Below are 26,846 nucleotides of genomic sequence, written 5' to 3' on the forward strand. Positions count from 1 at the left end.
CGGCTAGTCCGCGACCGCCAGATCATCGGCATGGATCATCGGGCCTTCGGTGAAGCCCAGTTCGGCCTCGATGGCGTCCGAGCGCAGGCCGGCGATGCGGTGGGCGTCGGCGCTGTCATAGCGGATCAGGCCCCGGGCCACCTCGCGGCCGGTCTCGTCGCGCACCCGAACGGCGTCGCCCTTGTCGAAGGGCCCTTCGACGGCGCGGACGCCTGCGGCCAGAAGGCTCTTGCCCTTGGCCAGGGCGGCGGCGGCGCCGGCGTCGACCGACACCCAGCCCTGCGGGGCGAGGCTGCCGGCGATCCAGGCCTTGTAGGCGGCGGCGGGGCTGGCGCCGGCCTCGATCAGGGTGGCCTTGCCGCCCTCCTCGATGGCCTTCAGCGGGTGAGGGCGCGAGCCCAGGGTGATCAGGGTGGCGCAGCCGGCGGCGCGGGCGATGCGGGCGGCGGCGATCTTGGTGGCCATGCCGCCGGTGCCGACACCCGAGGCGGCGTTGGCGCCCCCGGCCATGGCCTCGATCTGCGGCGTGATCTCGGAAATCGTCGCCAGATGGGTCGCGCCGGGATCGCGGCGGGGATCGGCGGTGTAGAGCCCGTCAATATCGGACAGCAGCACCAGCAGGTCCGCTCCGGCCAGCTGGGCGACGCGGGCGGCCAGGCGGTCGTTGTCGCCGTAGCGGATTTCCTCGGTGACGACCGTGTCGTTCTCGTTGACCACCGGCACGACGCCCAGACCCAGCAGGGTCTCGACCGTGGCGCGGGCGTTCAGCCAGCGGCGGCGGGTCTCGGTGTCGTCGCGGGTCATCAGGATCTGGGCGACGCCGATCTCGTGCGGCTCGAAGGCTTCTTCCCAGGCCCGCATCAGCAGCGACTGGCCGGCCGCCGCGGCGGCCTGCTTTTCAGGCAGGGTGAGCGACTTGCGACCGGTCAGGCCCAGGCGACGGCGGCCCAGAGCCACGGCGCCGGATGAGACCACCACCACCTGCTGACCCCGGGCGCGCAGACGCGCGGCGTCGTCGCAGAAGGCCTTCAACCAGGCATGGTTGGCCGCGCCGGTGTCGGCGTCGACCAGCAGGGCCGAGCCGACCTTGAAGACGATGCGCTTTGCCGACGCCAGGGGCCCGGCGGCAGCCTGGCTCACGGCTTCCAGCCCCCGGGGGTCTCCGGGATGTGATCTTCTTCCTCGTCGATTTCCTCGACCTCGTCGCCGCGACGGACGCGGACCTCGCGATAGGCGGCGCGGAGCATTTCCTTGACGCCCTTGCCTGAGACGCCGGAGACGAGGCGCGGCGTGACGCCGGCCACGGCCTCCAGCTCGGCTAGTTTCTCGGCGATCGTGTCTTCGTCGAGGGCGTCAACCTTGTTCAGGGCCAGGATCTCGGACTTGTCGCCCAGCTCGTCGCCATAGGCTTCAAGCTCACCCCGGATGGTGGTCCAGGCGCCGGCGACGTCGTCCTGGGTGGCGTCGACCAGATGGATCAGCACCGCCGAACGTTCGACGTGGCCCAGGAAGCGGGTGCCCAGACCGGCGCCTTCCGACGCGCCCTCGATCAGGCCGGGAATGTCGGCCAGCACGAACCGTTCGCTGGTCGACAGGTCGACCACGCCCAGGTTCGGCGTCAGGGTGGTAAAGGGATAGTCGGCGATCTTGGGCTTGGCGGCCGTGGCGGCAGCCAGGAAGGTCGACTTGCCGGCGTTGGGCAGGCCCACCAGACCGACGTCGGCGATCAGCTTGAGGCGTAGCCAGACCCAGCGTTCCTCGCCTTCCTGGCCGGGATTGGCGTATTTCGGGGCCTGATTGACCGGGCCCTTGAAATGCAGGTTGCCCCATCCGCCGTTGCCACCCTGGCACAGGCGCACCATCATGCCGGCCGTGTCGAGGTCGGCGATCAGGGTTTCCTTGTCCTCTTCCAGCACCTGCGTGCCGACGGGGACCTTCAGGGTGATGTCGCCACCCGCCGCGCCATGGCGCCCGCGGCCCATGCCGTGGATCCCGGTCTCAGCCTTGAAGTGCTGCTGGTAGCGGTAATCGATCAGGGTGTTGAGGCCGTCCACGGCCTCAATCCAGATGTCACCGCCCCGGCCGCCGTCCCCACCGTCGGGGCCGCCGTATTCAATGTACTTCTCGCGTCGGAACGAGACCGCGCCGCCGCCGCCGTTGCCGGAGCGGATAAAGATCTTGCACTGGTCCAGAAATTTCATCTGCGTCTTTTGTCGCAAGGCGCCTGCCGCGTCGAGCCGAAATGGCGTCGCAGGCTCCGGGCCGCACGATCAGAACACTGTTCGGTCCTGTGACGAAATGTTAAAACACGTTGTGCGACAAAGGCTCATGCAGCGAAACCACCGTTTTTGGCGCGGTGGACTGGGAGGCTGGCGTTGACGACGACACAGGGCTTTGGAGAGGAACTTGCGAAGGACCTGCGGGACCTGACGCTCCAGACGCTTTGCAAAAAGTACGCTGGTGAGGCCTCGATCCATCGCAACATTCTGATGAGCCGCGGCACGGGCGTGACCGGCACCTGGCGCGACTTCCGCGCTTTTCTCACCGATATCGGCGAGCGGCCTAGCGCCGATCATCTTCTGGTCCTGATCAACCGGCATGAGCGCACCTACGGCCCTGGCCGCGCGCGCTGGATGACCGCCGAAGAGCAGGCGGTCCACGAGGCCGAGTTCGACCGGGAGCGCGCCGAAAAGCAGCGCGAAGAGCAGCTCCTGATGCATCACGCCGCTGCGATGAAGCGCGCCAAGGATCCCAAGGCGGCCTCGTTTGGCCAGTGGACGCCCATGCAGGGCCAGCAGGTGAGCTATGGCGACGTCGCCAAGAAGCTGAACATTCCGATTACGGCCCTGTCCAAGACCATGGCCGATGGCCGCTCGGCCGACGAACTGATCAAGCGCGCCTCGTCAGCCGGCGAACTGATCAATCAGGACGCCACCTGGCTGCCGCCGGACCCCAAGCGCAAGGCGGGCTTCTTCGAAGCCTTCCGGATCTGGCACATGCAGGTCCAGCCGCAGTTCAGCCGCGCCGCGACCCCGACCTTCCTGTTCCTGTATATCGCCCTGCCGGTGATGAAGCAGTGCCGGGACGAGCTGATGGAGCTGGATCTCTGGAACCCGCTGGGTCAGAGGGCGATGAGCGCGCGCGACGGCCACGCCGCATGGAAGAAGTACTGCGAGTTCATGCCCCGGGCGCAGGTGGCGCTGATGGAAATCCCCATCTACGCCACCTATTCGCTGCTCTCGGACCTGGACGCCCTGTGCGAGCGCATCGTCACGGCCGAAAAGCGGTTCCGCGAAGGCGCGCAGAAGGTTATCGCGACCCACCGCGCGGCTTAACCGCTCTCTAGGCCAGCCACACCATCATCCGCGTCGCCGCCGGTTCGCCGCGCGCGACCGACGGCTTCATCTCGACGACGCCCGTATAGAGAAAGCCGGCCTTGATCAGCACCTGGCCAGAGGCCGGATTGTCGGCGAAGTGGCCGGCGACCACCAGCCTCTTGCGCCAGTCCTGTTTGGCCCAGTTCAACGCACCCTGACAGGCCTCGGTGGCCAGACCCCGACCCCAAAAGGGTTTGCCGATCCAGTAGCCGATCTCCAGCTGGCCGTTCGGCGGCGTGAACAGGCCCAGGACGCCAATGACGCCCTCGTCTTCCAGTTCGATGGCGAAGGTGTTGTCGCGGCGGCGATCCTGCGCCTGGCAGCGACCGACGAAATCCACGGCGTCCGCTCGGCCATAGGGCCAGGGCATGCGCGTGGTCATGCGAGAAATCTCACGATCGCCGCCCAGGGCCGCCAGGCGCTGGACGTCGGACATCGCCGGCGCACGCAGCGTGATCCGCCGCGTCTCGATCTGGGGACTAATGTCGATGACGCACATCCGACGCCTCCCGGTTTCTCGGCCCCTCTTTGCTCGGGGACCGTGACGCCGCCATGGCGATTCGGTGCTTCATGGCGTCGCAGGCAAAACAAAAGCGGGGAGCCCGGCGTTTCCCGGACTCCCCGCTTAGGTTCGTCTGTCCGGGTCGTCTTCTCGGCTGAGAAGCACGACCCGAAAAAGTCGAGTGCGTACTACTCGGCGGGTTGCGCCTTGGGCGCTACCGTCACGTAGGTGCGGTCATGCTTCTTGGTCACGAACTTCACCGCGCCTTCGACCAGTGCGAAGAGGGTGTGGTCCTTGCCGATGCCGACGCCGGCGCCGGGCCAGAACTTCGTACCGCGCTGGCGGATGATGATGTTGCCAGCGAGAACCTTCTCGCCGCCGAACTTCTTCACGCCAAGGCGGCGGCCGTCGGAGTCGCGACCGTTGCTGGACGAGCCGCCTGATTTCTTGTGAGCCATCTTGCTCTCCTAATCTCTAGAGGCGCAGCCGCTTAGGCTTCGCCGTCTTCCGGGGCGGCTGCGGCCTTCTTCGGCGCGGCCTTCTTTTTCGGGGCGGCTTCAGCGACCGGAGCGGCCGACTTGGCGACCGGGATCGTGAAGGGGACAGCGGCGTCGCCGAGGCCACGAGCGCGGGCGTTCAGGATAACCTTGGGGGTCAGGTCGATGACGCCGTCCCACTTGGTTTCCGAACCAGCACCCGACACCGAGGTCACACGCACGACCGTTTCGGTCTGGCGGTGGCCGCGTGTGCGGCGATAGCCCTGACGGCGGATCTTCTTAAAGATCTTCACCTTCTCACCCTTGCGGGTTTCGATCAGGGTTCCGGAGACGACAGCGCCGTCCACCGTAGGGGCGCCGACCGTCACGGCCTCGCCTTCGCCAAGCATCAGGACTTCGCCGAAAGAGACTTCCGAGCCCGGTTCACCGTCGAGCTTTTCGACAACCAGCAGATCGCCGGCTTGGACCCGGTACTGCTTGCCGCCGGTTTTGATCACCGCGTACATAGGTTAGCGCCTTAAGAAACGTGCGTTCGCAAAATAGGGAACGCCCGCAAGGAAACCCGGCGGGCGAGGGGGCGGACTTATACAGCCGGTCGATCATGAGTCAACGGTCTGCGACAGATTCCCGACCATGAAACACTGACGGTCCACAGGACGGATTCGGGCTGGAACGTTACAATGTAACAGTATATAGCCGTCAGCGTGAATTCGACCTTCTTCGCCTCTATCGCCGCCACCGGTTTCGTCGTGGCTTTTCTGCATGCGGCCCTGCCAACCCATTGGCTGCCGTTCGTGCTGGTTGGCCGTGCCCAGAAGTGGTCCACGGGTCGTACGCTGGGTGTGACTCTGCTGGCCGGCCTTGGCCACGTAGGCCTGACCATCCTGCTGGGCCTGGCCCTGGTGATCGCGGGCCTGGCCCTGCAGCCCAGCCTTGGCCACGTCTTTCACTGGATCGTCGGCGGGCTGATGGTGGCGGTCGGTATCTTCTATGTGGTGCGCGGGCGTCACAACCATGCCCTGCCCGAGGCCAGCAGGCGCACCTACGGCTCCGACAGGGCGGCTATCGCCGCTTTGGTCACCCTGCTGACCCTTTCGCCCTGCGAGGCCTTCCTGCCCTACTATCTGGCCGGCATGGAGCATGGTTGGCAGGCCTTTCTGCTGCTCAGCCTCGTGCTGATGGTGGCCACGGCCTCGGGCATGCTGATCTTTACCAGCCTCAGCCTGGCCGGCTTCAAGCGGCTGGGGCTGCAATGGGTCGAACGCTACGAGGAAACCATCCTCGGCGCGGCCCTGATTCTGGTCGGTCTGGCTGTGGCCTTCTTCAAGACCTGACAGCAGACTTCCGCCGGGGCGCTTGACCCCCTAAATAGCGGCCATGACCCAGACTCCCGCTCCTACCGGCAAGATCCCCGTCACCGTGCTGACCGGCTATCTCGGCGCCGGCAAGACCACCCTGCTCAACCGCATCCTCACCGAGGCGCACGGGAAGCGCTATGCCGTGATCGTCAACGAGTTTGGCGAGGTCGGCATCGACAACGATCTGGTGGTCGGAGCGGATGAAGAAATCTTCGAGATGAACAACGGCTGTGTCTGCTGCACGGTGCGCGGCGACCTGATCCGGGTTCTCTCAGGCCTGATGAAGCGGAAAGGCGGCTTCGACGCCATCATCGTCGAGACCACCGGCCTGGCCGATCCTGGCCCGGTGGCCCAGACCTTCTTCGTCGACGAGGACGTCAAGGCCCGCACCCAGCTGGATTCGGTCACCGCCGTTGTCGACGCCAAGCACATCATGCTGCGGCTGGGCGACAGCCGCGAAGCCGTCGAGCAGATCGCCTTCGCCGACCAGATCGTGCTGAACAAGACCGACCTGGTCTCGGAAGACGACCTGCGCCATGTCGAGGCCAGGATCCGCCGCATCAATCCGCTGGCCCCGATCCACCGCGCCCAGCGCTCGAACGTCCCGCTGGACGCCATCCTGGGCAAGCACAGCTTCGACCTGGAGCGGATCACCGATCTGGAGCCCCAGTTCCTCAATCCGGCCCACGGCGAAGCTGGCCATGTCCATGATGAGCACTGCAGCCATGACCATGGGCATGACCATGGGCACGTGCACGACGAGCATTGTGGGCATGATCACCACGGTCACGACCATCATCATGGCCATGACCAGGCCAGCGCCATCCACGATGACGGCGTCAAGGGTATCTCCCTGACGCTGGACAAGCCCGTGGACGGCCAGAAGATCACCGTCTGGCTCAACGACCTGCTGGCCCGTCGCGGCCCCGACATCCTGCGCGCCAAGGGCATCATCGACGTCCAGGGCGAGGAGCGCCGCCTGGTCTTCCAGGCCGTGCACATGATCCTGGAAGGCGACTTCCAGCGCCCCTGGACCGACAAGGACAAGCGCTACAGCCGCATGGTCTTCATCGGTCGCGACCTGGACGAGGCCGAGCTGAAGGCCGGCTTCGAGGCCTGCGCCGCCTAACTGGCCCGAGCCTTGCGATCCTCACTCCAGAACACCGGCGTTCCGAGCCAAATTGGAACGCCGGCTTCGAGGAGCGGGGAAGATGACGAAGATTCTCGACGCAACCGGTCGTGTGGCCACGGGTCTGGGCCTGGCCGCCAGCGTGCTGGTGTGGCTGCTGATGCTGCCGCTGTGTGCGGTGGCCTTCGTGCTGGCCTCGGCTTTCGGGCCCCCGACGGACCGTCAGGCTCGGGAAGCTAGCTGACCGCCTCGGCCGCGCGGTCCGGGGGGATCCGCGCGGCGTTCGACTCGGGCGCGCGTTTCGGCGTGACCCAGGGCTTGAGCTTCTGGGCGGGTGTGAAGACGAAGCGATAGCTGAGCTCGGCGAAGATCCACGACAGGGCGACCACGAAGGGCAGGGCCTGCAGCTGGGTGATCCGGGGGGCGTTCTCGATGATTCCCGTGAAGCCCACGATCATGCCGCCCAGGGTCAAGGCCAGCATGTGCCAGAGATAGGCGGCATAGGACCGCCGACCCATCCAGCGCAGCGGCGCGATCTCCAGAAGCTTGACCAGACCGCCCAGTTGCGGGGCGACAACCAGCGGCAGGACGATGCCGACCAGGGCCAGGCCCTGGACTGAATAGCGCAGGGTCTCGCGGAAGACCGGGTCGCGATAGGCCAGGGACGCCAGCATCAGCGCGCAACCGGTCCCGAAGACCAGCCAGGCGCGCCGCTTCACGAAGTTCATGGCTGCGGGCCAGGCGCGGTCGATGACTGCGGCCAGGCAGCCCCAGGCAATCGAGTCGATCCGGCTCTCGGTGGCCTTGTAGGTATAGACCTCGGGCACATGCAGCACGGTCAGGGCGTAGGTTCGCCAGACGGCCGCCCCGATGATCGCCACCAGAAACAGCACAGCCATGCGACGCGGAACAAAGCCGCACAGCAGCAGGGCCAGCGGCATGACGAGATAGAAGTGCTCCTCGACCGCCAGCGACCACAGATGGCCGGTCACGGCGCAGTTGGCGCAGTCGCCCATCCCGCTGATGATGTAATAGTTGGTCCAGTAGGTCAGTCCGGCCAGGGCCTGCAGGGGCTGCATCGGCTGGTTCAGCAGTGGGCCGACGATGAAGGTCAGCACCAGCAGAAGCACCAGCATCTCGGGCAGCAGGCGCAGGGTCCGGCGGCCGTAGAAGCGCAGCAGGTCGACGCCGCCGTTGGCGTCGCGCTCGGCCCACAGCAGGCGGGTGATCAGAAAGCCGCTGATGAAGAAGAAGATGGTCACGCCCATCCCGCCAGGGATCAGATCGCCCAGGCCGACATGGCCCAGGATCACCATGCTGACCGAGGCCGCCCTCAGCCCGTCCAGGCCGGCGACATAGTCCTTGTGATGACCGCTCATGGGCGACCCCTCCGCGCAACGTGCGGTCGAAGCTAAGGCCCTAGTCTTAAAAAAACGGGATCAACGGCCCTGGAGGACGTCGACCAGGGTCCAGAAGGTTTCCTTCGGCTGGCCCATGTCGTCGAACAACAGCGGCTGGTCGGTCTTGTCCTTGACCCAGCTGGCGTTGCGCAGCCACGAGTCGGCGTCGCGGACGCCCCAGATGGTGAAGGCGAACTGCTGCTTTTCGGGCAGGGCGACGAAAGACTCCATCGCCTCGCGATACAGGCGCAGCTGGCTGGCCTGCTTCTCGGCCTTCGATTTCAGGCTGACGCCTTCGGTCTGGAACGAGACATCGATCTCCGACAGGTGGATCGGCAGGCCCAGGCTGGCCAGATCGCGCATGGCCTCGGTGATCTTGCCCGGCGGCAGGTCGACGTCGATGTGGGTCTGGTTGCCGATGCCGTCGATCTTCACGCCGCGCTTCAGCATGTCCTCGATCAGCTTCAGGAAGGTCCGCCGCTTATGCGGCTTGCTCTCCAGATGGTACTCGTTGACGAACAGCAGGGCGTCTGGATCGGCGGCGTGGGCCTCTTCGTGGGCCCGGATGAAGTGGCCTTCCTGCCCCAGATTCTCGGTCCAGAACGATTCGCGCAGGGAAACGCCGTCGTCAGCGACCGGCTCGTTGACCACGTCCCAGCTGCGCGCCAGGCCCTTGTAGCGACCCGCGACTGCCTGGATGTAGCTGGCATAGGCCCTGTCGAAGGCCCGCTTGTCGCCGACCAGTTTCTGGAAGGCGACCGGCTTGTCGATGTACCAGATCAGGGTGTGGCCATGCAGGGCCTGGTTGTTGGCCTTGCAGAAATCGGCGATGCGATCACCGCCCTCGAAGCGCAGGGAGCCATCCTGTTGCAGGATGTACTCCATCTTCATTTCGAAGCCGGCGGTGATCTGCGAGAACTGGCTGCTGGCCGCAGCGTCGAAACCGGGGCGGCCAAACTCGTCCGAGACGATCTCCGTCCCGATCCGGAACGGCGCCAGGTCGCGCAACAATGGTACAGGTCCGTTGCGGACCGGCGAGGCGGGATCGGCCGAAGCGCCCTTGCCGCAGGCGGCCAGCGCCAGGGTCGAGGCCAGCAGCGACCGTCGTGACAGTCGTCCGGCCGCCGGGATCATCGCAGGACGCCGCGCGGTTCGGCGGCGGTGACGGGCGAGTTGACCTGGGCCGCCGCGACGCCCAGGGCGAGGACAGCGAACAGCATGGCGCATTCCGCATAGCGCACGGCCAGGCGGCGCGGGTCGTTGGCCAGGCGCCAGAACCATTCCAGCTTGCCGCGCTGCATCCACTGCGGGGCGCGGCGCGCCTGGCCGGAGATGAAGTCCAGGGCGGCGCCGACGCAGATGAAGCCCACGCCCGGGCAGCGGGCGGCCAGGGCGTCCGCCAGGATCTCCTGCTTGGGCGCGCCCAGCGAGACAAAGCAGATGCGGGCGTCGGAAGCGTTGATGCGCTGGGCCATCGCGTCGAGATCCATGGCGGCCAGCATGGCCGGGCCATTGCCCGCAGGCAACATCGGAGCTTCAGCGCCGGCGATCTTCAGACCCTGGAAGCGCTGGGTGAGCTTTTCGAGCGCGCCGACCTGGGCCTTGGGGCCAGGACCGACAAAATAGACGCCCAGATTGCGCTCAGCGGCGGCGCGGCACAGGGGCTCGACCAGATCGGCGCCCGTGGCGCGCTCCAGCTTGGCGTTCTTGCGGCCGGCCAGCCACACGACAGGCCAGCCGTCGGCGGTAACATAGGTGGCGCGGCGATAGACGGCCCGGAAGGCGTCATTGGAGGCCAGCTTGACCAGATGGTCGAGATTGACGGTGAAGAGCGTAAAGCCTTCGCCGCGCTCGGCGCGACGCACGGCTTCATCGGCGGCGGTGTCCAGGGTCGGCAGGTTGATCCGCACGCCTTCGATCGAAACGCCTTGGGGGGCGGATTTCGCCTGGTTCCACTCGCTGAGCATTCGGCTCTCCCTGGTCTCCGCCGGGGGGCCGCTCCTGTCCGGAAACGGGACGCCCCAGGCCTCTTGGGAGGGACGGTTTCAAACGTCGTGCCGCACGCGACCGCCGGCTCGCCCAGCGCGCGTTTTCTGCTGAAGGGAAGAGCGCAAAGAAAAAACCCCGGAAGCGGTGCTTCCGGGGCTCTTCGAATTTCAGGCTGTCGCCGAAGATCCTTAGTGGATGTCTTCGTTGATCAGACCGACCTTGTACCAGCCGGCGGTCTGCAGCTGGTTCAGCACGCCCATGAAGTCGGCGTACAGCACGTCGGCGTCAGCGCGGATCATGACGCGCTGGTCGTCCTTCGGGCCAGCCTGATCGGTCGCGGTGAACTTGGCGTCCAGATCGAACTCGAGATTGTCGAGGCTGGTTTGCTTGTCCGCGATGAACAGCGCGCCCGACTTCTGGATCGAGATGAACACCGGCTCTTTCGGCTTCGGGGCGTTGGGTGGCGGGATCGTCGCCGGGGGCAGGTCGACCTTGATCGCGACGGTGGCCATCGGCACCGCGACCATGAAGATAATCAGCAGAACGAGGAGGATATCCACGAAAGGCGTGACGTTGATTTCGGAGTTCTGATTCAGGGAGTAGCGACCACCGCCACCACCAGAGAGTTTAGCCGCCATAGCCTGACTGTCTCCCAAGGGCCGCGTCACTCGCGGTCCCGCAATTGTTAGGTCGCCACGTCTGGCTCAGACGGACGAGGAAGTAAAGCCCGACGTGGCGGCGCTATGGCAACTCCTTTTTGAGTCTTTCTGGCCGAACAGTGTTCGCCCCCGTCGGGGCGCCGGACGACGTCGGGCGCCATCCGGCTAGGCGCCAGGGCCCTGTCGGGGTATGGCGCGGGCATGATTTTTTCCTTCGACGCCTTTGTCACCGCTGCCCTTTTCGACCGCGACGGTCGCGCCGCCTTCGCCCTGGGCGACGGCACGGTTCGGCTTGAGGCCGGTGACGGTTATGTCACCGTGGAAGCCCATGGCGGGCCCATGGGTGGCGCGGTTCTGAGCGCCGTGGTGCATCCCTCAGGTCACGGGCTGGTCACCGGCGGCGACGACGGCCGCGTGGTCTGGAGCCGAATCGAGGGGGGCGAGGTGGTCGCCACCGTCCTGGCCGAGGTGAAAGGCAAGTGGATCGAGCATCTGGCCGCCAGTCCCGCCTCGGGGCTGATCGCCTTCACCGCCGGTCGCGAGGCCCATGTGTTGGACATCGCCGATCCCGCCTTTTCCCGAGTTTTCGCCCACGAGAAGACGGTGTCGGGCCTGGCCTTCGACCCCAAGGGTCGGCGCCTGGCCACGGCGGCCTATGGCGGCGCCCAACTGTGGTGGGCCAGGATCGAGCAGCAGAAGCCGCAGATTCTGAAATGGGCCGGCAGCCACATCGCCGTCGCCTTCAGCCCGGACGGCAAGTTCCTGGTCTCGTCGATGCAGGAGAACCAGCTGCACGGCTGGCGTCTGTCGGACGGCAAGGACATGCGGATGGGCGGCTATCCGGCCAAGATCAAGAGCGTGGCCTTCTTCGACAAGGGCGCCCTGCTGGTCACCGCCGGCGCCAACGGCGCGGTGGTCTGGCCGTTCGCCGGGGCCAGCGGCCCGATGGGCAAGGAAGCCGCCGAGATCGGCTTCTCGCGTGATTCGATGGTGGTCCGGGTGGCGGGTCTCGAAGCCCTGCCGGTCGCGTTCGCCGGCCAGGACAACGGCAAGATCTGGGCGGCGCACATGCGCAACGGCCGGATCGAGACCCTGAAGGCCGAGAAGGGCGCCGCGATCAGCGCCCTCTCGGTATCTCCAGATGGTCAGCGCCTCGCCTGGGGCGACGAGGACGGCGAGGCGGGCGTGATCACGATCCCGGACATCACCGGTCCGCGCCAGTTCGCGGGCTAGGCGGCGCTCAGAACCCCTTCAGTTCGCCCCACGCCTCGAACGGGTCGCGGCGCGAGCGCCAGTTGTTCACCGGCGCGGTTTCGTCGCGATAGCCCAGGGCCATGCCGGAAAACAGCATGTGGCCCTCGGGCAGGCCGACATGTTGGTCGACCACCTGGTGATAGTGCGACCAGAACTCCTGGGCGCAGGTGTCTAGACCCCGCTCGACGGCCAGCAGCATCAGGGTCTGCATGAACATGCCCAGGTCGCTCCACTGCGGCGGGCCGCAGCGGCGGTCGACCGAGAAGAACAGCAGCACCGGGGCGCCAAAGCCCTGGCCGTTGCTGGCGAACCACTGGAGACGAGCAAGCTTGTCTTCGCGCGGGATGTTCAGCGCGCCATAGAGGTCCTCACCCACCTGGAAGCGCCGGCTGCGCAGGGGCTCCCACAGGTTGGCGGGATAGACGTCGTATTCGGGGGTGTCGGGCGAGGCCACGCGCTGCTGCATGGTTTCCAGCAGGGCGGCGCGCGGGGCGCCGGCGATGGCCTGAACCCGCCAGGGCTGGAGGTTGCCACCGGACGGCGCGCGGGCGGCGGCTTCCAGGAGCTCGCGCAGCACGGCGGCGTCCACCGGATCGGATTTGAAGGCGCGCACCGACATGCGGCGGTTGACGGCGTCTAGGACATCCATGCCAAAGCTCCCTGGGCAGGTCGATCATGCCCCCGCGACAGGGACGTTGTCAGTCGTTAGCATCCGGCCGCAGCGTCAAGACAAGTCGGTTTGGTGATATTCGGGGGCGATCCGTGAAGCTGGTGCGGAATATCTTTCTGGCGCTGTTCATCGTGCTGGTGGCCGGGCCCGTGCTGGCGGTGATCGTGTTCCGCTTCGTGCCGCCGCCGGTAACGCCGCTGATGATCATCCGCGCCGTCGAGGGCAAGGGCCTGGACCATCGCTGGCGGTCGATCGACAAGGTCTCGCCGGCCCTGCCGCGCGCCCTGATCGCCGCCGAGGACGCCAAGTTCTGCGACCATCATGGCTTCGACTTCGAGGCCCTGCAGAAGGCCTACGCCAATAACGAGAAGGGCCGGAAGATCCGCGGCGGCTCCACTATCAGCCAGCAGACCGCCAAGAACGTCTTTCTGTGGCCGGGGCGCTCCTATGTCCGCAAGGGGCTGGAGGCCTGGTTCACGGTGCTGATCGAGACCTTCTGGGGCAAGAAGCGGATCATGGAGGTCTATCTGAACTCCATCGAATACGGCCCTGGCATCTATGGGGCCGAGGCCGCCTCGCGGCGCTATTTCGGGATCGGGGCCGACAAGCTGTCCTCCGCCCAGGCCGCGCGCCTCGCCGCCATCCTGCCCAGCCCGCTGAAATGGAAGGTGGTCAAGCCGGGGAAATATGTCGCCAAACGCTCGCGCAAGATCACCGCGGCGTCGGGAACCGTGAGACGCGAGGGCCTGGCGGCCTGCGTCGTCTGAAGACGAGACGTCAGGGAAGGACACATCATGCGCGTCGCACCGGGACCCACGCTTGAAACCCAGCGGCTCATCCTGCGTCCCACCGCCGAGGGGGATCTGGAGGGCTGGGCCGGGATGATGGGCGACGCCGAGGCGGCGCGGTTCATCGGTGGCCTGCAGCCCCGTTCCAGCGCCTGGCGCGGCATGGCCTCGATGGCCGGGTCCTGGAGCCTGAAGGGCTTTGGCATGTTTTCGTTGATCGAGAAGTCCAGCGGCCAGTGGCTGGGCCGGATCGGCCCGTGGCAGCCCGAGGACTGGCCTGGAACCGAGGTCGGCTGGGGCCTGACCCGCGCCGCCTGGGGCCAGGGCTATGCCGTCGAGGCCGCGACCGCGACCATCGACTGGGCGTTCGACCAGCTGGGCTGGGACGAGGTCATTCACTGCATCGACCCGGAGAACACGCCCTCCCAGAAGGTCGCCGAGCGGCTGGGCTCGTCCAACAAGGGACGGGGCCAGCTGCCCGCGCCGTTCGCCGACCACGTCATCGACATCTGGGGCCAGACCCGGGATGAGTGGCGGGCGCGGCGGGGGTAGAGAGAGAATCGTTTCCAGCTGAATCATCCTTCGAATCCGCTCTCCCCGGCGAAAGCCGGGGCCCAGATTCAGCCAGAGCGTTTGGGGATGACGCGCCTTCCGACCCTGCCAGAACGCTCTCGGCCCAGGGTTCGATCTGGGCCCCGGCTTTCGCCGGGGAGAGCGGAGTTTGAGACGTTGGTTATGTCCGAAATCATCCTGCCCTAGAACCACCCCGCCTCCCGCAACGCCTTGGCATAGGCCCGGCTGACCGGCGCCTCGACCCCGCCCTGCAGGGTCAGGGTCGCCCGGCCGTCGCCGCGCCGGGCGTCTTCCACCGCATCCCTCGCCACCCACCAGGAGCGGTGGGTCTGGGCGCCTTCGATGCCTTCCAGCTCGGCGATGGCGTCGGACAGGCGCATCAGGATCAGGTCGTCACCCTTCGAGGTGTGCAGGCGCAGATAGTGATCCTGCGCCTCGACGGCGCGGACCTGCGCGCCGCGCAGTCGGGGCGGCAGGCGCTCCAGAAAGCGCGGGGCCGGCGCGCCGAGGGCGGCGGCGTGGGTCTCGGGCGGCCTGCGCTGGACCAGGAAGTTCAGCCCGGTCATGCCCGCCGTCACGATGAACACCGGGGCCAGATAGACGGGCAGGGCCTGCAGGCGTGGCGGGCCGTGGAACATCAACTCGGTCACCAGCCAGACGACGACGGTGAACGGCAGGGTGATGCCGATGGCGACCAGACTTCCATACAGCCAGGGCCGGGCGTCGGCCCGGCCGTCGCGGCCGATCAGCTGGCTGACGCCCGTGCCGACCACCGCCCCAGCCAGGCACAGGCCGACCCAGTAGACCAGCCTCAAGGGCAGCGGCGCCTGGTCGGATCCGAACGCCCCGATCAGGGCCAGGAACAGGCCGGCGAAGGCCGAGACCAGAAAACCGCGCCGGGCGTCCGGGCTGGTCAGCGCCAGTCGCGAAGCGTGAACGGCGTCGGCCAGCCGTTCACGAAGCAAGGGCGGCGACTGACGCAACGACGATTGAGGCACGGGTCGGAGAGCTCCAGGGATGAGGTGTCGACGGCCCCCCCGTCGATGGAGGGCGTCGCGATGGAGATGAAGATGGCCGATCAAAACATGTCAATGCGCCGGGCCACCCTGGGCGGCCGTTTGGGCGTTCTGGCCCTGGGTCTGGTCACCCTGGCCATCCTGGCGGCCAATCCCGCCGTACTGGCTGCGCCGCTTCGCGTTCTGGAGCGCGCCGGCTTTCAGCCCCATGCGCCGGACCTGTCGCTGCTGGCCGCCGCGCCGCTGGTCATCCAGCTGCACATCGCCGGCGCCGTGACCGCCTTCCTGATCGGCGCGGTGCTGCTGACCGGGGTCAAGGGCACGGGCCTGCACAAGGGGCTGGGCTGGACCTGGGTGGCCGCCATGACCCTGACGGCGATCAGCTCGCTGTTCATCCAGACCATCCGCCCGGGCCATTTCAGCTTCATCCACCTGATCAGTGGTTGGACCCTGATCGCCCTGCCCATGGCCATCTTCGCCATCAAGCGCGGCAAGGTTCGCCAGCATGCGCGCAACATGACCGGGATGTTCGTCGGCGGCCTGCTGATCGCCGGCCTGTTCACCTTCATGCCGGGCCGGCTGATGTGGCGCGTGTTCCTGGGCTGAGGGCGCGGCTTTCCGGCTTCACGCGGCTTGCCGCTGAAGGGATGGGAAGGGCTGCGGAGCGTCCGGGCCTCGCCCGGAGGATTGGGATAGTGATTACCGTTTCGACGAAGACAGACGCTCCGCGCAGCCGTTATCCGGTGAGCCCTCGGGGCGCGGGGTTTTAACCCGCTTCCGACGTTAGGCCCCCGACGGGTGGAGGGGATAGCGACCCCGTCCAGACCGCATGGGCGATTTCAGCCCATGCCTGTTGCGACATCGCCGCTCGCATCCTCGGGTCGATGTCGGCGGCGAACGGTCAGGGTGGGCCAGGCCACCTTGGCGACGAGGGTCACCCCTTAAGACCGTTGGCCAGCCAACACCCGCTGACACTGGCGGCGAGCGCTTCCCGCTCGACCACCCCTGACAGCCGCAACGGTCGCCGTACGTGCGCCCTTCCCGTGCTGTCAGGTGAGATTGATTATGCGGGCGGTTTCGGCGCGTCTGATGGGCGCGATCAAGTTTTTTGCAAGCGATTGATTTAGCTTGAGTTTGTTCTGGAAAGAACGGGGATTGAGCGCCCTCTATCCCCGTGCGCGCTCTAAAGTCCTCCCCCTGAAGGGGGAGGCGGCCGGAGGCCGGTGGGGGAAGACCCCGCCGAGCCAGCAGCACTACCCCCTCCGATCACTTCGTGATCGCCTCCCCCTTCAGGGAGAGGACTTGGGAGCCCCCCTTCGCGCCGAAGGGAGCCATCCTTGGATCTCACGGCGAGACGATCGCCGGTCTGTCCAGGTCACTCAAGGCCGGCCCCTGCGGGGCCGCCGCGTCGCGGCTGGCCGCAGGCCAGTGTCGGCGGACCCGCCTGGACAGACCCGCACGGCTGCAGCCTCCAGGAGATTTAACGGTGAGCGGGACGTGGGGGCGTCCGCTTGTGTGAGGAAAGCAAAGCGTGCTTTCGACCCATTGCGGCCATTTGGCATTTCACGAAGGCCGGCAACGGTGGAGATAGATTTGAGATACAGCGCGTAGCGCTGGCAAACCTCACGGTCGCTTCAGGCCCATCCCTAAGGGCCTCAATTCACGCCCTCAACTGATCCTGTCGTGCCGATGCGGCACCGATCGTAAAGTCACGCTTGATCTGACCTAGTCTTGCGCGCCCATACCCTTAATACTTGGTCCCTAATGTGGAAGAGTTCGCGCTATCCGAAATCCAAGGTTATCACTTCTGTCACCAACGTCCATGCTACGACTTGCAGAGCGGGCTTCACTATTCCCACTGTGATAAGCTCCGCCGCGGGTGACGTGAAAGAGGCACCCGCCGTTGATAAAGGCTGAGCCGTCGGTGGGGTGAGCGGGTGACCGCGTCGCATAACAGTCTTCGACCCACTCTTCTACATTGCCTATCATATCGTAGAGACCAAAGGCATTGGGCGCAAAACTACCGACAGGCGACATCGATTTGTCATCCCATTCGCTGCCACAATAGGCGCAGTTGGCGTTATTGACGCCTATCTTATCGCCCCACGGGTAGATCGTCGTGGAGCCGGCACGCGCCGCATATTCCCATTCCGCCTCTGTCAGCAGGCGATAGCTCTGCCCTGTCTTGCGGCTCAGCCAGGCGGCATAGGCCTTGGCGTCTTCCCAGCTTATGCCGACCACGGGGCTGGCGGCGGCGTCAAAATATAGCCCCGGACGCTCATAGGGATTGTTCGGAGCCAAGGGGTCAGCCTTTGCATTGGGATCGAGCAGGGGGCCAACCTCAGGCTTGGCTTCCTTCCATTCCGGGAGCCTGCAACCCCCGGCGGCAACGCAGCCAAGATAGTCATGCACCGTGACCGGATACTGGCCAACGGCGAACGGGTATCCAATGCGAACGGGATGCTGGATTTCATCAGGCCCCGCATTCCGATCCGTCGTGGGCGACCCCATGATGAACTTACCGGCGGGGAGCGCGACCATCTCCGGACCGTAACCACCCCCGATCAAGGTATCCCGAAAGCGCCAAGAGGAGACTCGCGCGCCCGATGCGGCGGCAGACATCGCGACCTCGGGGCCGTTAGGCGTCTTAATCTTTGGAAAGGGCAGATTCTCTGGCGCCGCCACTTTGTCAGACAGACTCCAGTTACCGCACCCCGCTACGAAATTCTTGAGAACATTTTCCGGGGGAGGATTGGGCGTGATGAGCGATTCACCGACCTCGACCGTTAGCTTTTTGGACGATTCCAGATCTTTGAGGAACGCCGCGGTGAAGGGAATAGATAAGTAAAAGCTATTGTCCCCTTTGAATAGATCGACTTTCTCGGAATAGACTTTAGCCTGTAATTCATTGCTGCCGTCACCCAAATAAAGCCGACCCTTTTTTGGCATACCGGTTACCGTATTTGAAGAACGGCCGACAACAGTGAAGTCACCATCAGAGCAAACGAATAGGAGGTATTGGCCAAGTCCGTCATCCCAAGACATTGTTTGGTCATCATTGTTCGGGCCAGAGTCCCAATCGCCCTCCCTCACAATTTCTCCGGGATTTGGGGTTTGCGCCACAGGGGCCGCGCCCTTCGCATTTTTCCCGGGACTTGGCGCTTGCGCCTTTGCACCCGCTGGGTTGCAACCGCTCAACGCTACGCACGCTGCGATGACCAAGGTTAGCCCAAGGCGCGACACTGTCGAAACCTTGGCTTCAGGAATACGAGGCGCGTGGCCAGCAAACTTTATCATGTATACTCACCAAAAACCCTCATCGCGAGGGATCCGAAGACCCACGTCATCTGAGGTTTGACGTCCAGATAAACACCGGACGCCCCCTTACATTTCTAAGGTCGCAATGCTGGAAGGTAAGACTTCAAATCGCCTAGAGATTGCCCGGGTCATTGAAGTAATTGAGTGAGAGGGCCAGCAGGGCGCAGGCCGTCCGGTTGGGGTCACCCGCCTTTGGCAGGTAAATCGTCTTTTTCCAGCCGACAAGACTGATCGCGCACACGTCCACGCCCCCTCGGCTGAACACATAGCCAAGGACGCCCGGGCTCGCGATCAACTTGGTGTCGACCTGGCGCGTTTCCGCCTTCAAGACGATGTCACCAAAGGTGAACTCACCGGCGCGCTGCGGCTGCTCCAGGGATTTCATGAGGCCGGGTTCGGACAGAGCCAGGTCGAAAGCTGTTCCCGCCGGTACGCCGCCGCCGACATAGTCGCAGTGATAGCCGAGTTTTGATCGCTTGAACGCAATCCACGTCAGACCGGCGCGCGCCTGTCCACCCGTGCATGTTACATCGACGCGCTCCGTCTGCCCGGGCAGCATGACGGTGAACTTGTTATCATATTTCTTTTTGACACTGCTGTAGGCGCCGTTGAGGACACTAAACCCCGAGGTTCGCTCAACTGTCAGCCCTCCTGTGCCCGTAAATTCGCCCAGGGCGTAGTTGGCTTTCCCCAGCTTGCCGCCGCCGGTCTTCTCGACGTGGAGTTTTTCGGTGTTGTCCAGCCAGGAGGCAGCGGCCGGCGCCGCCATTGCCGCCGATGCAGCACTCACCGCCAATATCGTTGCGGCCACCGCAGCCAGCTTAGCCTTGATTGATGTCATGTTCCCCTCGGGAAATGTAAACAATTGAACACAAGGCAATCATCCTTGGCATCTAACAGCCTAGTATGGTTAATAGCCATCGAATGCAAAGATCATTTCGATCAGAGGCGAGAATATCTGGTTCACTACACCTTTGCACAGACTCGCCTTCTCCTGTGCTTCCTGTGAAGTCTTCGTCAGGCGTCACGCTCGATGCGGATCGCCTTCAAGACTGGCTCACCGAACGCCTCGCGGCGAACGTCTCCTAACCACCCATAACCGCCGTTCAGCACGTCCGCTGTCACCGCCTATCAGCGCTCGACCGTGCTCCGCGCAGGGCCTTCCGCCTTGCCACGCTCCCCCGGATGCGCCATCCGGGGGCAGCGCAATCAAGGCAGGCACGAGAGTCGAATGACCGCAGCCAAGCCCCGCGCCCGTCCCGGCGGGCGGGGTCGACCGTCCAAGGCCAAGGGCCTGGACCTGAAGGAAACCATCCTCGACGCGGCCGAGGGCCTGTTCGCGCGTCACGGCTTTTATGGCGTTACCACCCGGCAGGTGGCGGCCGAGGCCGGGGTCGATACGGCGCTGATCCACTATTATTTCGGGGCCAAGCGCGAGCTGTTCGACGCGGTGTTCCTGCGCCGGGCCGAGATCCTCAACCAGGCCCGGCTGGCCTCGATGGACCTCTATGTGAAGACCCATGCCGGGGCCATGACGGTGGAGGGCGTGATCGAGGCCTTCATCGAGCCGCTGCTGCGGATCTCCCAGGACGGCGGGCGGGGCTGGAAGAACTATTTCGTGCTGGTCGCCCAGGTGAACAACACCCCGGTCTGGGGCGGCGAGACCATGACCCGGTTCTTTGATCCGGTGGTCCATCGGCTGGTCGAGACCTTGAAGGCGGCGCGGCCGGACGCCGACTATGGCGATCTGTACTGGTGCTATCAGTTCCTGACCGGTTCGATGATGCTGGCCCTGTCGGAGACGGGTCGGATCGACTCGCTGTCGGACGGCGAGTGTCATTCCACCGATCTGGAGGCGGTGCGCCGCCGCCTGTTTGCCTATTGCGCCGCCGGTTTCGAGAGCGTGATCGCCCGCGCCGCCAAGGGGTAGGCGATCGGCAAGGCTCAGCCCTGCCGCGTCATCGCCCGACACGCCTCATGCCGGTAACAGGTCGTCAGGTGGTCGTTGACCAGCCCCGTCGCCTGCATGAACGCATAGACGATCACCGGCCCGCAGAACTTGAAGCCCCTGGCCTTCAGCGCCTTGGCCATCTCATCGCCCAGCGGCGTGCGAGCCGGCGTGCCGGTCTGGCTGGTCCAGGCGCTCTGCACCGGGGCGCCGCCGACCATGCCCCAGAGCAATTGGCTGAGATCCTCGCCGCGCTCGCGCATGTCCAGATAGATCCGCGCCCCGCCGATCGCCGCGTCGATCTTGGCGTTGGAGCGGACGATGCCGGCGTCGGCCATCAGCCGCGCGCGGTCGGCCTCGCCAAAGCGGGCGACGATCTCGGGGTCGAAATCGGCGAAAGCGGCCCGGAACGCGTCGCGCTTGCGCAGGATGGTGATCCACGACAGGCCGGCCTGGAAGCCGTCGAGGACGAGCTTTTCCCACAGCGCGCGGGAGTCGTACTCGGGCACGCCCCATTCGGTGTCGTGATAGGCCTCATAGACGGGGTCACCCGCCATGCCCTTCCAGGTGGTGCAGCGTTGCAGCTCGGTCATGCGGTCAAGCTTGGCGCAACCGCGCGGCGATTTCCAGAACTTTTCGTGAACAGGCTCAGGCGGCGGGCATCCAGCCGGGCCAGTCGACGCTGACCGGTCGCCCATCCACAGTGAGGCCGCCGGCTTCGATGCGGTCCAGCCGCAGGCTCGCCATGGCGCGGCCGTCTCGGCCCGACAGCACCTCGCCGGCCCGGAGTTCGCCCGCCAGGATCTCGGCGCCGAAGGCGGGCGGGGGACCGTCGAAGGTGATCGGCAGCATGCGGGTCTTGATCGTGCCGCGCCGCTTCATGCGGCTGGTGGTTTCCTGGCCGACAAAACAGCCCTTCTTGAAGTCGATGCCGTTCAGCAGGTCGAAATTGGCCTCGATCGGATAGGTCTTGTCGCTGAGCCAGTCGGCCGGACCCGGGACGCCCAGGGCCAGACGGTGAGCGTCATAGGCGTCCTCGTCCGCCGTCGGGTCTGCGGCCAGGCCATAGGCGCGGGCGCCCAGCTGCGGCGCGCGCGGGTCGCGATAGAAGCCTTCATCGGCCTTCAGGGTCTCGTCGGCCGGCCACAGGGCGGTGACGGTCAGGTCGCTGGCGGCGATCTCGACCTTGGCCCGCAGGCGATACATCGTCAGGCGCAGGATGATGGCCTCGCGATACTGGGTCGCCACGTCCAGCAGGGCGCCGCCTTCCGTTCCGGCGATGAACAGGTCGTACAGCAGCCGGCCCTGCGGGGTGAGGATGGCGCCCAGCCGCAGCTCGCCGACCGCCAGGGTCTCGACGTCCTGGGTGATCAGGCCCTGCAGGAAGGATCGCCAGTCGGGGCCGCTGACGGCGATCACGGCGCGGGACGTCAGGCGGGCGAGGGCGGGGCTGGTCATGCCTCAGATGTGGCGCCGCAGGGTCGCGGGCGCCACCCCCCTCGGCGGGCCTTGCCGGACGGCGCGACCCATTTGGAAAGCTGAGCCGTTATAGCGGGATGCGCCATCGGGCCGTTGGCCCTATACATGCGCCGATGACACAGCGGGCCTTCCCGATTCTTTTCATCACCGCCACGCGGATCGGCGACGCTGTGCTGTCGTCCGGCCTGATCCGCATGCTGGCCGACGAAATTCCCAATGCCCGCTTCACCATCGTCGCCGGCCCCCTGGCCGCGCCGCTGTTCGCCCATGTGCCGGGTCTGGACCGGGTGATCGTCATGGAGAAGGGCAAGGGCAAGGGCCACTGGTTCAAGCTGTGGAACCAGGTGCGCCACAAGAAGTGGAGCCTGATCGTCGATCTGCGCGGCTCGGGCACGGCCCTGTTCCTGCGCCGCGACAAGCGGGCGATCTGGAAGAAGGTGCCCGGCGAGGTCGTTCACAAGGTGATCGACGCGGCCCGGGTGCTGAAGCTGGAAGGCGCGCCGCCGGCTCCGCATCTCTACATCACCCCCGAGGTCCAGGCCCTGGCCGACCAGATGCTGGCGGCCAAGCCGGGCGAGGTCGCCGGGCCTCTGCTGGCCATGGGTCCCGCCGCCAACTGGGTGGGCAAGGTCTGGCCGATCGAGCGCTTTGCCCAGACGGCGGGCCAGCTGCTGGGTCCCGACGGCCCGATGGCCGGCGGCCGCCTGCTGATCCTGGGCGGTCCCGAGGACACCCGCATGGTCGAGGAGCTACGCATGGCCTCGGCGCGCGGCCGCTGCGTGGACCTGACGGGCAAGGTCGATCTGCTGACCGCCTATGCCTGCCTGAAACGCGCCGACCTGTTCATCGGCAATGATAGCGGCCTGATGCACATCGCCGCCGCCGCCGGCACGCCGACCATCGGCCTGTTTGGCCCCTCCGACGAGCGCCGCTACGCCCCCTGGGGCCCGCTGACCCGCGCCGTGCGGGGCCCGCGCGAGTTCGAGCAGTTCCTGGCCGTGGATCCCGACCTGTCGCAAGCCATCCGCCACATGAGCGACCTGCCGGTGGCGACCGTGGTCAAGGCGGCCAAGGCGCTGCTGGCCGAGGCGAAGACGGCGGGGGAGGCTGTGGTGGCGGTCGAGGCAGAACCGGAAGCGGTCGAGCCGGACGTCGCGGCCGAGGCCTTCGAGCCGGAGATCATCCTGCCCGCTGCTCGCCCGGTGGAGACCGAGGTCGAGGAGGCTGAGCCGGAAGCCGTCGATCCGCGAGCCGAGAGCGGCCCCAACCCCTAGCCGCGATTCCGGCTTCTGGCGGCCGCCCTCTCGACATTTCTCCCGACCCCCTGTCGAATCCCGTCGACCTCGCGCGTCTGTGCCCTGAAGGCGGCGCGGCGTGCGCTCGTCTGCTGGGAGACCGTCATGAAGTACATGCTGCTGATCTATGAGAACGAGGCCAACTACGCCGGCGAGGCGGGTGAAAAGCTGCTGGCTGACATCATCGCCGGACACCACGCCTTCACCGAAGAGCTGATCGCCTCGGGCATCGACTGGAGCGGCTCGGAACTGGCCCCGACCTTCACCGCCGCGACCGTGGCCAAGGACGGCGTGGTCCATGACGGCCCGTTCGCCGAGACCCATGAGCAGCTGGGCGGCTACTACATGGTCGATGTGGCCGACCGCGAGGCGGCCGTCGGCTGGGCCCGGAAGGTTCCACTGTCGCCCGGCGGCAAGGTCGAGGTCCGGCCGACCGGACCGAACTGCTAGGCGCTGATGCCCGATCCAGGTCTCCTCGACCGGGTGGCGCGCGAGAGCGGCGGGCGGATCATCGCCTATCTGGCCGCCGGCTTCCGCGATCTGGACCTGGCCGAGGAGGCCTTCGCCGAGGCCTGCGCCCGGGCCGTCCCGGCGTGGGCGCAGGTCGAGCCGCGCGATCCGGCCGCCTGGCTCTACGCCACCGCTCGGCGCTACGCCCTGGACATGATCCGTAGGCGAACGGTTCGCGAAAGACTGGCGCCTGACCCGCCTGCGCCGGAGCGCTCGGCCGAAGACAGGCTGGTGTCCGACGACGCCCTGATCCCCGACGAGCGGCTGAAGCTGATCTTTGTCTGCTGCCATCCGGTCGTGCCGCCCGAGGCCCGCGCCGCCCTGACCCTGCGGCTGGTCTGCGGCTTGAGCGTGCAGGAGATCGCCCGGGCCTTTCTGGTGTCGGAGCCGGCCCTGTTCCAGCGCCTGACCCGCGCCAAGAAGAAGATCGCCCAGGCCGGGGTCGCCTTCGAGGCGCCCGGTCCGGAAGCCTGGCCCGAGCGGCTTTCCGCCGTGCTCTCGACCCTTGAGGTCGCCTACGCCAGGGCCCACGGCGACGCGGCCGGGGCGGGGCCCCACGCCGGCTATGCCCGCGAGATGCTGGACCTGACGGCGGTGCTGGTCGAGCTCTTGCCGGACGAGCCCGAAGGCCTGGGGCTGGCGGCCATGGTGCGCTACGCCGAGGCGCGGCGTCCGGCCCGGCTGGACGAGACCGGCGCCATGGTTCCCCTGTCGGAGCAGGACCCGGCCCTGTGGCGCAGGCCCCTGATCGCCGAGGCCGAGCGTCTGCTGCGCCGCGCTGCTGATCTGGACCGTCCCGGCCCTCGCCAGCTTCAGGCGGCGATCCATGCCGTCTGGTGCGGCCGCAAGAGCCTGGCCGAGCCGCCGCGCTGGGCCGCCGTGCTGCGCCTCTATGACGCCCTGCTGGTCTGGCGCGACGATGCGGTGGTGCGGCTGAACCGCGCCGTCGCCCTGGCCGAGGTGGCCGGTCCGGAGGCGGCCCTGGCCCAGGTCGAGGGGCTGGACCCGGCCGGGCTGACGGCGTTTGCGCCGTTCCATGCCGCCCGCGCCGACCTGCTGGCCCGGCTGGGCCGGCCCGGCGCGGCGCGCGAGGCCTATGACAGCGCCTTGGCCCTGGATCCGGGTCCCGCCGAGCGGCTTTGGCTGCAGCGTCGCCGCGCCGCGCTCGCAACGGATTGAACAACCGTAAGAGGCGCGGGATAACAGCGCCCATGGACGGATCATCTGCCGCTACGGCCCCCTTTCGCGACGCCCGCTATGCGCCGCGCGCCCTCGAGTTCGAACAGCGCGGCGTCGCGCTGATCCTGCGCAATCCCATGCCCTATTCCGACGCGGTCCAGACCGTGACCGCGCCCCTGGCCCGCTGGTCCGTCGAAGCGCCCGACCGGGTCTGGCTGGCGGAGCGGGCCAATGGGGGCGAGGGCGAGGGTTGGCGGACCGTGACCTTTGCCGAGGCCAGGACGAAGATCGAAGCCCTGGCCGGCGGGCTGAAGGCCCTGGGCCTGGGCCCGGGCAAGCCGCTGCTGATCCTGGCCCGCAACACCATCGACCACGCTCTGATCGGCTATGCCGCCATGAGCCTGGGCGCGCCGATCTCACCGGTGTCGCCGCAGTACGGTCTGGCGGGCGCCGACCTCTCGCGGCTGGCTTTCGCGGTCGAGCGGCTGAAGCCGGCGGCGGTCTATGCCGATGACGCGACCGCCTTCGCGGGGGCGCTGGAGGCGCAGTTCCTGGCGGGGTTGCCGGTGATCGCCAGTCTCAATCCGGCCGGCCACCACATCCCGTTCACCGATCTGCTGGACGCCCCGCCGGTGGCGCCGCTCTGCCAGCCCACTGACGTCGCCAAGCTGCTGCTGACCTCGGGCTCGACCGGCAAGCCGAAAGCGGTGATCTGCACCCATGCCAATATCGCGCTGAACGCCGCCCAGATCGAGGCCTGCTACGCCGATCCCGAGCCGCCGGTGCTGGTCAATTCCGCGCCGTGGAGCCACAGCCTGGGCGCCAACGCCATCCTGCACATGGTGCTGCACCGGGGCGGGACCCTCTATATCGACGCCGGCCAGCCCACGCCGACGCGCTTTGCCGAGACGATCCGCAATCTGCGCGAGGTCTCGCCGACCTATCACAACATGGTCCCGGCCGGCTGGGGCCTGCTGGTGGGCGAGCTGGAGCGCGATGCGGCCCTGGCGGCCAAGTTCTTCGAAAAGGTTCGGGTGCTGCAATATGGCGGGGCCTCGATGGCCCAGTCGATTCTCGACCGCATCCAGGCCGTGGCCGTGCGCACCATCGGCGAGCGGGTCAGTTTCGCGGCCGGCTATGGCGCCACCGAGACGGGGCCGACCGCCTGCAACATCCATTGGCACAACGCCCGCTCGGGCATGGTCGGCCTGCCGACGCCGGGCACGGCGGTGAAACTGGTGCCAGCCGGCGACAAGTTCGAGATCCGGGTCAAGGGACCACAGGTGTCGCCCGGCTATCTGGATCAGCCCGAAGCCACCCGCGACGCCTTTGATGACGAGGGCTTCTACTGCCTGGGCGACGCCGCGCGGCTGGCCGATCCCGAAGACCCGGCGGCGGGTCTGGTGTTCGACGGGCGCCTGGTCGAGAACTTCAAGCTGGCCAGCGGCACCTTCGTGGCGGCCGGGGCCCTGCGGGTGGCGGCGGTGTCGGCGATCGGCGGCGTGGTGTCCGACGCCCTGGTCTGTGGCGAGGGGCGCGATGGGGTCGGGTTGATGCTGTTCATCGATCCCACCGCCGCCGGGCGACTGGGTGATGCGGCCGCCGTGCGCGCGGCGGTGCGCGAGGGGCTGGAGCGGCTGAACGCTGCAGCCAAGGGCGGCGGCAAGGTGGCCCGGGCCCTGATCCTCGACGGCGCCCCGGATGCGGCCTCGGGCGAGCTGACCGACAAGGGCTATATCAACCAGGCCCTGGCCCGGGACCGGCGCCCTGTCGAGCTGGAGCGATTGTTCGCCGAGGCGCCGGATGACGGGGTGATGGTGTTCTGAGTCCTACAAGAACACCGCTCTCCCCGGCGAAGGCCGGGGCCCAGATTCAGCCCGAGCGTTTGGGGATGATCCGGGATAC

Annotated in this window: 28 protein-coding genes; 13 read left to right on the plus strand and 15 right to left on the minus strand. The window is 66.7% G+C overall.

Annotated elements, in window-relative coordinates:
• Window positions 1-3: 3 nt before the first annotated feature.
• Complete coding sequence (gene proB / locus ACW17Z_RS13005) at window positions 4-1,140, minus strand: glutamate 5-kinase (protein ID WP_419318993.1); 1,137 nt, start codon at window positions 1,138-1,140, stop codon at window positions 4-6.
• Window positions 1,137-2,201 carry a GTPase ObgE gene (obgE, locus tag ACW17Z_RS13010; protein ID WP_492056314.1) on the minus strand — a complete coding sequence of 355 codons (1,065 nt, stop codon included), beginning with the start codon at window positions 2,199-2,201 and terminating at the stop codon, window positions 1,137-1,139. Before obgE ends, proB begins: the two co-directional genes overlap by 4 nt.
• 174 nt (window positions 2,202-2,375) lie before the next feature.
• On the opposite strand from obgE, the gene ACW17Z_RS13015 reads away from it, so the two are divergent.
• Window positions 2,376-3,335 carry a hypothetical protein gene (locus ACW17Z_RS13015; protein WP_492056315.1) on the plus strand — a complete coding sequence of 320 codons (960 nt, stop codon included), beginning with the start codon at window positions 2,376-2,378 and terminating at the stop codon, window positions 3,333-3,335.
• Window positions 3,336-3,342: 7 nt separating this feature from the next.
• On the opposite strand, the gene ACW17Z_RS13020 is transcribed toward ACW17Z_RS13015, so the two are convergent.
• The 3 genes from ACW17Z_RS13020 to rplU form a co-directional block, all read right to left on the minus strand.
• Window positions 3,343-3,876 carry a GNAT family N-acetyltransferase gene (locus tag ACW17Z_RS13020; protein WP_492056316.1) on the minus strand — a complete coding sequence of 178 codons (534 nt, stop codon included), beginning with the start codon at window positions 3,874-3,876 and terminating at the stop codon, window positions 3,343-3,345.
• Window positions 3,877-4,067: 191 nt separating this feature from the next.
• A complete protein-coding gene (rpmA, locus tag ACW17Z_RS13025) occupies window positions 4,068-4,337 on the minus strand; it encodes a 50S ribosomal protein L27 (protein WP_419253999.1) in 270 nt (89 codons plus the stop codon).
• A 32-nt stretch (window positions 4,338-4,369) separates the two neighbouring features.
• Complete coding sequence (rplU, locus tag ACW17Z_RS13030; protein ID WP_492056317.1) at window positions 4,370-4,882, minus strand: 50S ribosomal protein L21; 513 nt, start codon at window positions 4,880-4,882, stop codon at window positions 4,370-4,372.
• A gap of 198 nt (window positions 4,883-5,080) precedes the next feature.
• On the opposite strand from rplU, the gene ACW17Z_RS13035 reads away from it, so the two are divergent.
• The 3 genes from ACW17Z_RS13035 (at window position 5,081) to ACW17Z_RS13045 (ending at window position 7,107) form a co-directional block, all read left to right on the plus strand.
• Entirely contained in the window at window positions 5,081-5,710 is a 630-nt protein-coding gene (locus ACW17Z_RS13035; RefSeq protein WP_492056318.1) for a hypothetical protein, read from the plus strand.
• A 43-nt stretch (window positions 5,711-5,753) separates the two neighbouring features.
• Window positions 5,754-6,863: a CobW family GTP-binding protein gene (locus tag ACW17Z_RS13040; RefSeq protein ID WP_419318988.1), complete on the plus strand. Its 1,110-nt coding sequence runs from the start codon at window positions 5,754-5,756 to the stop codon at window positions 6,861-6,863.
• A gap of 82 nt (window positions 6,864-6,945) precedes the next feature.
• The gene (locus ACW17Z_RS13045; RefSeq protein ID WP_492056319.1) at window positions 6,946-7,107 is read left to right on the plus strand and encodes a hypothetical protein; all 162 of its coding nucleotides are present in this window, start codon (window positions 6,946-6,948) and stop codon (window positions 7,105-7,107) included.
• Here ACW17Z_RS13045 and ACW17Z_RS13050 read toward each other — a convergent pair.
• The 4 genes from ACW17Z_RS13050 to ACW17Z_RS13065 all read right to left on the minus strand — a co-directional run bounded on the left by ACW17Z_RS13050 (window position 7,100) and on the right by ACW17Z_RS13065 (window position 10,890).
• The gene (locus ACW17Z_RS13050) at window positions 7,100-8,242 is read right to left on the minus strand and encodes an acyltransferase family protein (RefSeq protein ID WP_492056320.1); all 1,143 of its coding nucleotides are present in this window, start codon (window positions 8,240-8,242) and stop codon (window positions 7,100-7,102) included. The genes ACW17Z_RS13045 and ACW17Z_RS13050 overlap by 8 nt on opposite strands.
• 60 nt (window positions 8,243-8,302) lie before the next feature.
• Window positions 8,303-9,397 (minus strand): endo-1,4-beta-xylanase, encoded by a 1,095-nt coding sequence (locus tag ACW17Z_RS13055; RefSeq protein ID WP_492056321.1) that lies wholly within the window; start codon window positions 9,395-9,397, stop codon window positions 8,303-8,305.
• Window positions 9,394-10,230 carry a WecB/TagA/CpsF family glycosyltransferase gene (locus ACW17Z_RS13060; protein WP_492056322.1) on the minus strand — a complete coding sequence of 279 codons (837 nt, stop codon included), beginning with the start codon at window positions 10,228-10,230 and terminating at the stop codon, window positions 9,394-9,396. Before ACW17Z_RS13060 ends, ACW17Z_RS13055 begins: the two co-directional genes overlap by 4 nt.
• A 210-nt stretch (window positions 10,231-10,440) precedes the next feature.
• The gene (locus ACW17Z_RS13065) at window positions 10,441-10,890 is read right to left on the minus strand and encodes a biopolymer transporter ExbD (protein WP_419318983.1); all 450 of its coding nucleotides are present in this window, start codon (window positions 10,888-10,890) and stop codon (window positions 10,441-10,443) included.
• A gap of 222 nt (window positions 10,891-11,112) precedes the next feature.
• Between ACW17Z_RS13065 and ACW17Z_RS13070 the strand changes: the two genes are divergently transcribed.
• On the plus strand, window positions 11,113-12,144 hold the full coding sequence (locus tag ACW17Z_RS13070; protein WP_492056323.1) for a WD40 repeat domain-containing protein: 1,032 nt from the start codon (window positions 11,113-11,115) through the stop codon (window positions 12,142-12,144).
• Window positions 12,145-12,151: 7 nt separating this feature from the next.
• Here the strand turns inward: ACW17Z_RS13070 and ACW17Z_RS13075 are convergent, their stop codons facing one another.
• Window positions 12,152-12,814, minus strand: coding sequence for a nitroreductase (locus ACW17Z_RS13075; protein ID WP_492056324.1), 663 nt, complete (start codon window positions 12,812-12,814; stop codon window positions 12,152-12,154).
• 98 nt (window positions 12,815-12,912) lie between these two features.
• On the opposite strand from ACW17Z_RS13075, the gene mtgA reads away from it, so the two are divergent.
• Together mtgA and ACW17Z_RS13085 are read left to right on the plus strand one after the other, a co-directional pair.
• Window positions 12,913-13,602 (plus strand): monofunctional biosynthetic peptidoglycan transglycosylase, encoded by a 690-nt coding sequence (gene mtgA, locus ACW17Z_RS13080; protein ID WP_492058528.1) that lies wholly within the window; start codon window positions 12,913-12,915, stop codon window positions 13,600-13,602.
• A 27-nt stretch (window positions 13,603-13,629) separates the two neighbouring features.
• A complete protein-coding gene (locus tag ACW17Z_RS13085) occupies window positions 13,630-14,175 on the plus strand; it encodes a GNAT family N-acetyltransferase (RefSeq protein WP_492056325.1) in 546 nt (181 codons plus the stop codon).
• Window positions 14,176-14,378: 203 nt separating this feature from the next.
• On the opposite strand, the gene ACW17Z_RS13090 is transcribed toward ACW17Z_RS13085, so the two are convergent.
• Entirely contained in the window at window positions 14,379-15,194 is an 816-nt protein-coding gene (locus ACW17Z_RS13090) for a LytTR family DNA-binding domain-containing protein (protein WP_419318979.1), read from the minus strand.
• 72 nt (window positions 15,195-15,266) lie between these two features.
• On the opposite strand from ACW17Z_RS13090, the gene ACW17Z_RS13095 reads away from it, so the two are divergent.
• Window positions 15,267-15,818, plus strand: coding sequence for a DUF2306 domain-containing protein (locus ACW17Z_RS13095; RefSeq protein WP_419318978.1), 552 nt, complete (start codon window positions 15,267-15,269; stop codon window positions 15,816-15,818).
• Between the two features lie 1,155 nt (window positions 15,819-16,973).
• On the opposite strand, the gene ACW17Z_RS13100 is transcribed toward ACW17Z_RS13095, so the two are convergent.
• Both ACW17Z_RS13100 and ACW17Z_RS13105 read right to left on the minus strand, forming a co-directional pair.
• A complete protein-coding gene (locus ACW17Z_RS13100) occupies window positions 16,974-18,257 on the minus strand; it encodes a formylglycine-generating enzyme family protein (RefSeq protein ID WP_492056326.1) in 1,284 nt (427 codons plus the stop codon).
• Window positions 18,258-18,642: 385 nt separating this feature from the next.
• Window positions 18,643-19,395, minus strand: a complete 753-nt coding sequence (locus ACW17Z_RS13105) for a hypothetical protein (protein ID WP_419318976.1) — start codon at window positions 19,393-19,395, stop codon at window positions 18,643-18,645.
• Window positions 19,396-19,761: 366 nt separating this feature from the next.
• On the opposite strand from ACW17Z_RS13105, the gene ACW17Z_RS13110 reads away from it, so the two are divergent.
• On the plus strand, window positions 19,762-20,460 hold the full coding sequence (locus ACW17Z_RS13110; protein WP_419318975.1) for a TetR/AcrR family transcriptional regulator: 699 nt from the start codon (window positions 19,762-19,764) through the stop codon (window positions 20,458-20,460).
• Window positions 20,461-20,474: 14 nt separating this feature from the next.
• On the opposite strand, the gene ACW17Z_RS13115 is transcribed toward ACW17Z_RS13110, so the two are convergent.
• Together ACW17Z_RS13115 and ygfZ are read right to left on the minus strand one after the other, a co-directional pair.
• The gene (locus tag ACW17Z_RS13115) at window positions 20,475-21,071 is read right to left on the minus strand and encodes a DNA-3-methyladenine glycosylase I (protein WP_492056327.1); all 597 of its coding nucleotides are present in this window, start codon (window positions 21,069-21,071) and stop codon (window positions 20,475-20,477) included.
• Between the two features lie 55 nt (window positions 21,072-21,126).
• Window positions 21,127-21,936: a CAF17-like 4Fe-4S cluster assembly/insertion protein YgfZ gene (ygfZ, locus tag ACW17Z_RS13120; protein WP_492056328.1), complete on the minus strand. Its 810-nt coding sequence runs from the start codon at window positions 21,934-21,936 to the stop codon at window positions 21,127-21,129.
• Between the two features lie 134 nt (window positions 21,937-22,070).
• Here ygfZ and ACW17Z_RS13125 point away from each other — a divergent pair, with 134 nt between their 5' ends.
• From ACW17Z_RS13125 to ACW17Z_RS13140, 4 genes are all read left to right on the plus strand, one after another.
• Entirely contained in the window at window positions 22,071-23,231 is a 1,161-nt protein-coding gene (locus ACW17Z_RS13125; protein ID WP_492056329.1) for a glycosyltransferase family 9 protein, read from the plus strand.
• Between the two features lie 126 nt (window positions 23,232-23,357).
• Window positions 23,358-23,702, plus strand: a complete 345-nt coding sequence (locus ACW17Z_RS13130) for a YciI family protein (protein WP_492056330.1) — start codon at window positions 23,358-23,360, stop codon at window positions 23,700-23,702.
• 6 nt (window positions 23,703-23,708) lie between these two features.
• Window positions 23,709-24,941, plus strand: coding sequence for an RNA polymerase sigma factor (locus ACW17Z_RS13135; RefSeq protein WP_492056331.1), 1,233 nt, complete (start codon window positions 23,709-23,711; stop codon window positions 24,939-24,941).
• Between the two features lie 32 nt (window positions 24,942-24,973).
• The gene (locus ACW17Z_RS13140; RefSeq protein ID WP_492056333.1) at window positions 24,974-26,767 is read left to right on the plus strand and encodes a feruloyl-CoA synthase; all 1,794 of its coding nucleotides are present in this window, start codon (window positions 24,974-24,976) and stop codon (window positions 26,765-26,767) included.
• Window positions 26,768-26,846 lie beyond the last annotated feature (79 nt).

This window comes from Caulobacter sp. GSs2, from assembly GCF_058680895.1.

Excerpts from the sequence above, each read along its gene's own strand:
- ACW17Z_RS13065 (WP_419318983.1), bottom strand. The coding sequence starts at position 10,890 with ATGGCGGCTAAACTCTCTGGTGGTGGCGGTGGTCGCTACTCCCTGAAT.
- ACW17Z_RS13135 (WP_492056331.1), top strand. The coding sequence starts at position 23,709 with ATGCCCGATCCAGGTCTCCTCGACCGGGTGGCGCGCGAGAGCGGCGGG.
- ACW17Z_RS13085 (WP_492056325.1), top strand. The coding sequence starts at position 13,630 with ATGCGCGTCGCACCGGGACCCACGCTTGAAACCCAGCGGCTCATCCTG.
- ACW17Z_RS13050 (WP_492056320.1), bottom strand. The coding sequence starts at position 8,242 with ATGAGCGGTCATCACAAGGACTATGTCGCCGGCCTGGACGGGCTGAGG.
- ACW17Z_RS13115 (WP_492056327.1), bottom strand. The coding sequence starts at position 21,071 with ATGACCGAGCTGCAACGCTGCACCACCTGGAAGGGCATGGCGGGTGAC.
- rplU (WP_492056317.1), bottom strand. The coding sequence starts at position 4,882 with ATGTACGCGGTGATCAAAACCGGCGGCAAGCAGTACCGGGTCCAAGCC.
- ACW17Z_RS13130 (WP_492056330.1), top strand. The coding sequence starts at position 23,358 with ATGAAGTACATGCTGCTGATCTATGAGAACGAGGCCAACTACGCCGGC.
- ACW17Z_RS13060 (WP_492056322.1), bottom strand. The coding sequence starts at position 10,230 with ATGCTCAGCGAGTGGAACCAGGCGAAATCCGCCCCCCAAGGCGTTTCG.
- ACW17Z_RS13020 (WP_492056316.1), bottom strand. The coding sequence starts at position 3,876 with ATGTGCGTCATCGACATTAGTCCCCAGATCGAGACGCGGCGGATCACG.
- ACW17Z_RS13110 (WP_419318975.1), top strand. The coding sequence starts at position 19,762 with ATGACCGCAGCCAAGCCCCGCGCCCGTCCCGGCGGGCGGGGTCGACCG.
- ACW17Z_RS13140 (WP_492056333.1), top strand. The coding sequence starts at position 24,974 with ATGGACGGATCATCTGCCGCTACGGCCCCCTTTCGCGACGCCCGCTAT.
- ACW17Z_RS13095 (WP_419318978.1), top strand. The coding sequence starts at position 15,267 with ATGGCCGATCAAAACATGTCAATGCGCCGGGCCACCCTGGGCGGCCGT.
- ACW17Z_RS13070 (WP_492056323.1), top strand. The coding sequence starts at position 11,113 with ATGATTTTTTCCTTCGACGCCTTTGTCACCGCTGCCCTTTTCGACCGC.
- ACW17Z_RS13100 (WP_492056326.1), bottom strand. The coding sequence starts at position 18,257 with ATGTCTTGGGATGACGGACTTGGCCAATACCTCCTATTCGTTTGCTCT.
- obgE (WP_492056314.1), bottom strand. The coding sequence starts at position 2,201 with ATGAAATTTCTGGACCAGTGCAAGATCTTTATCCGCTCCGGCAACGGC.
- ACW17Z_RS13055 (WP_492056321.1), bottom strand. The coding sequence starts at position 9,397 with ATGATCCCGGCGGCCGGACGACTGTCACGACGGTCGCTGCTGGCCTCG.
- ygfZ (WP_492056328.1), bottom strand. The coding sequence starts at position 21,936 with ATGACCAGCCCCGCCCTCGCCCGCCTGACGTCCCGCGCCGTGATCGCC.
- ACW17Z_RS13125 (WP_492056329.1), top strand. The coding sequence starts at position 22,071 with ATGACACAGCGGGCCTTCCCGATTCTTTTCATCACCGCCACGCGGATC.
- rpmA (WP_419253999.1), bottom strand. The coding sequence starts at position 4,337 with ATGGCTCACAAGAAATCAGGCGGCTCGTCCAGCAACGGTCGCGACTCC.
- ACW17Z_RS13040 (WP_419318988.1), top strand. The coding sequence starts at position 5,754 with ATGACCCAGACTCCCGCTCCTACCGGCAAGATCCCCGTCACCGTGCTG.
- ACW17Z_RS13045 (WP_492056319.1), top strand. The coding sequence starts at position 6,946 with ATGACGAAGATTCTCGACGCAACCGGTCGTGTGGCCACGGGTCTGGGC.
- ACW17Z_RS13075 (WP_492056324.1), bottom strand. The coding sequence starts at position 12,814 with ATGGATGTCCTAGACGCCGTCAACCGCCGCATGTCGGTGCGCGCCTTC.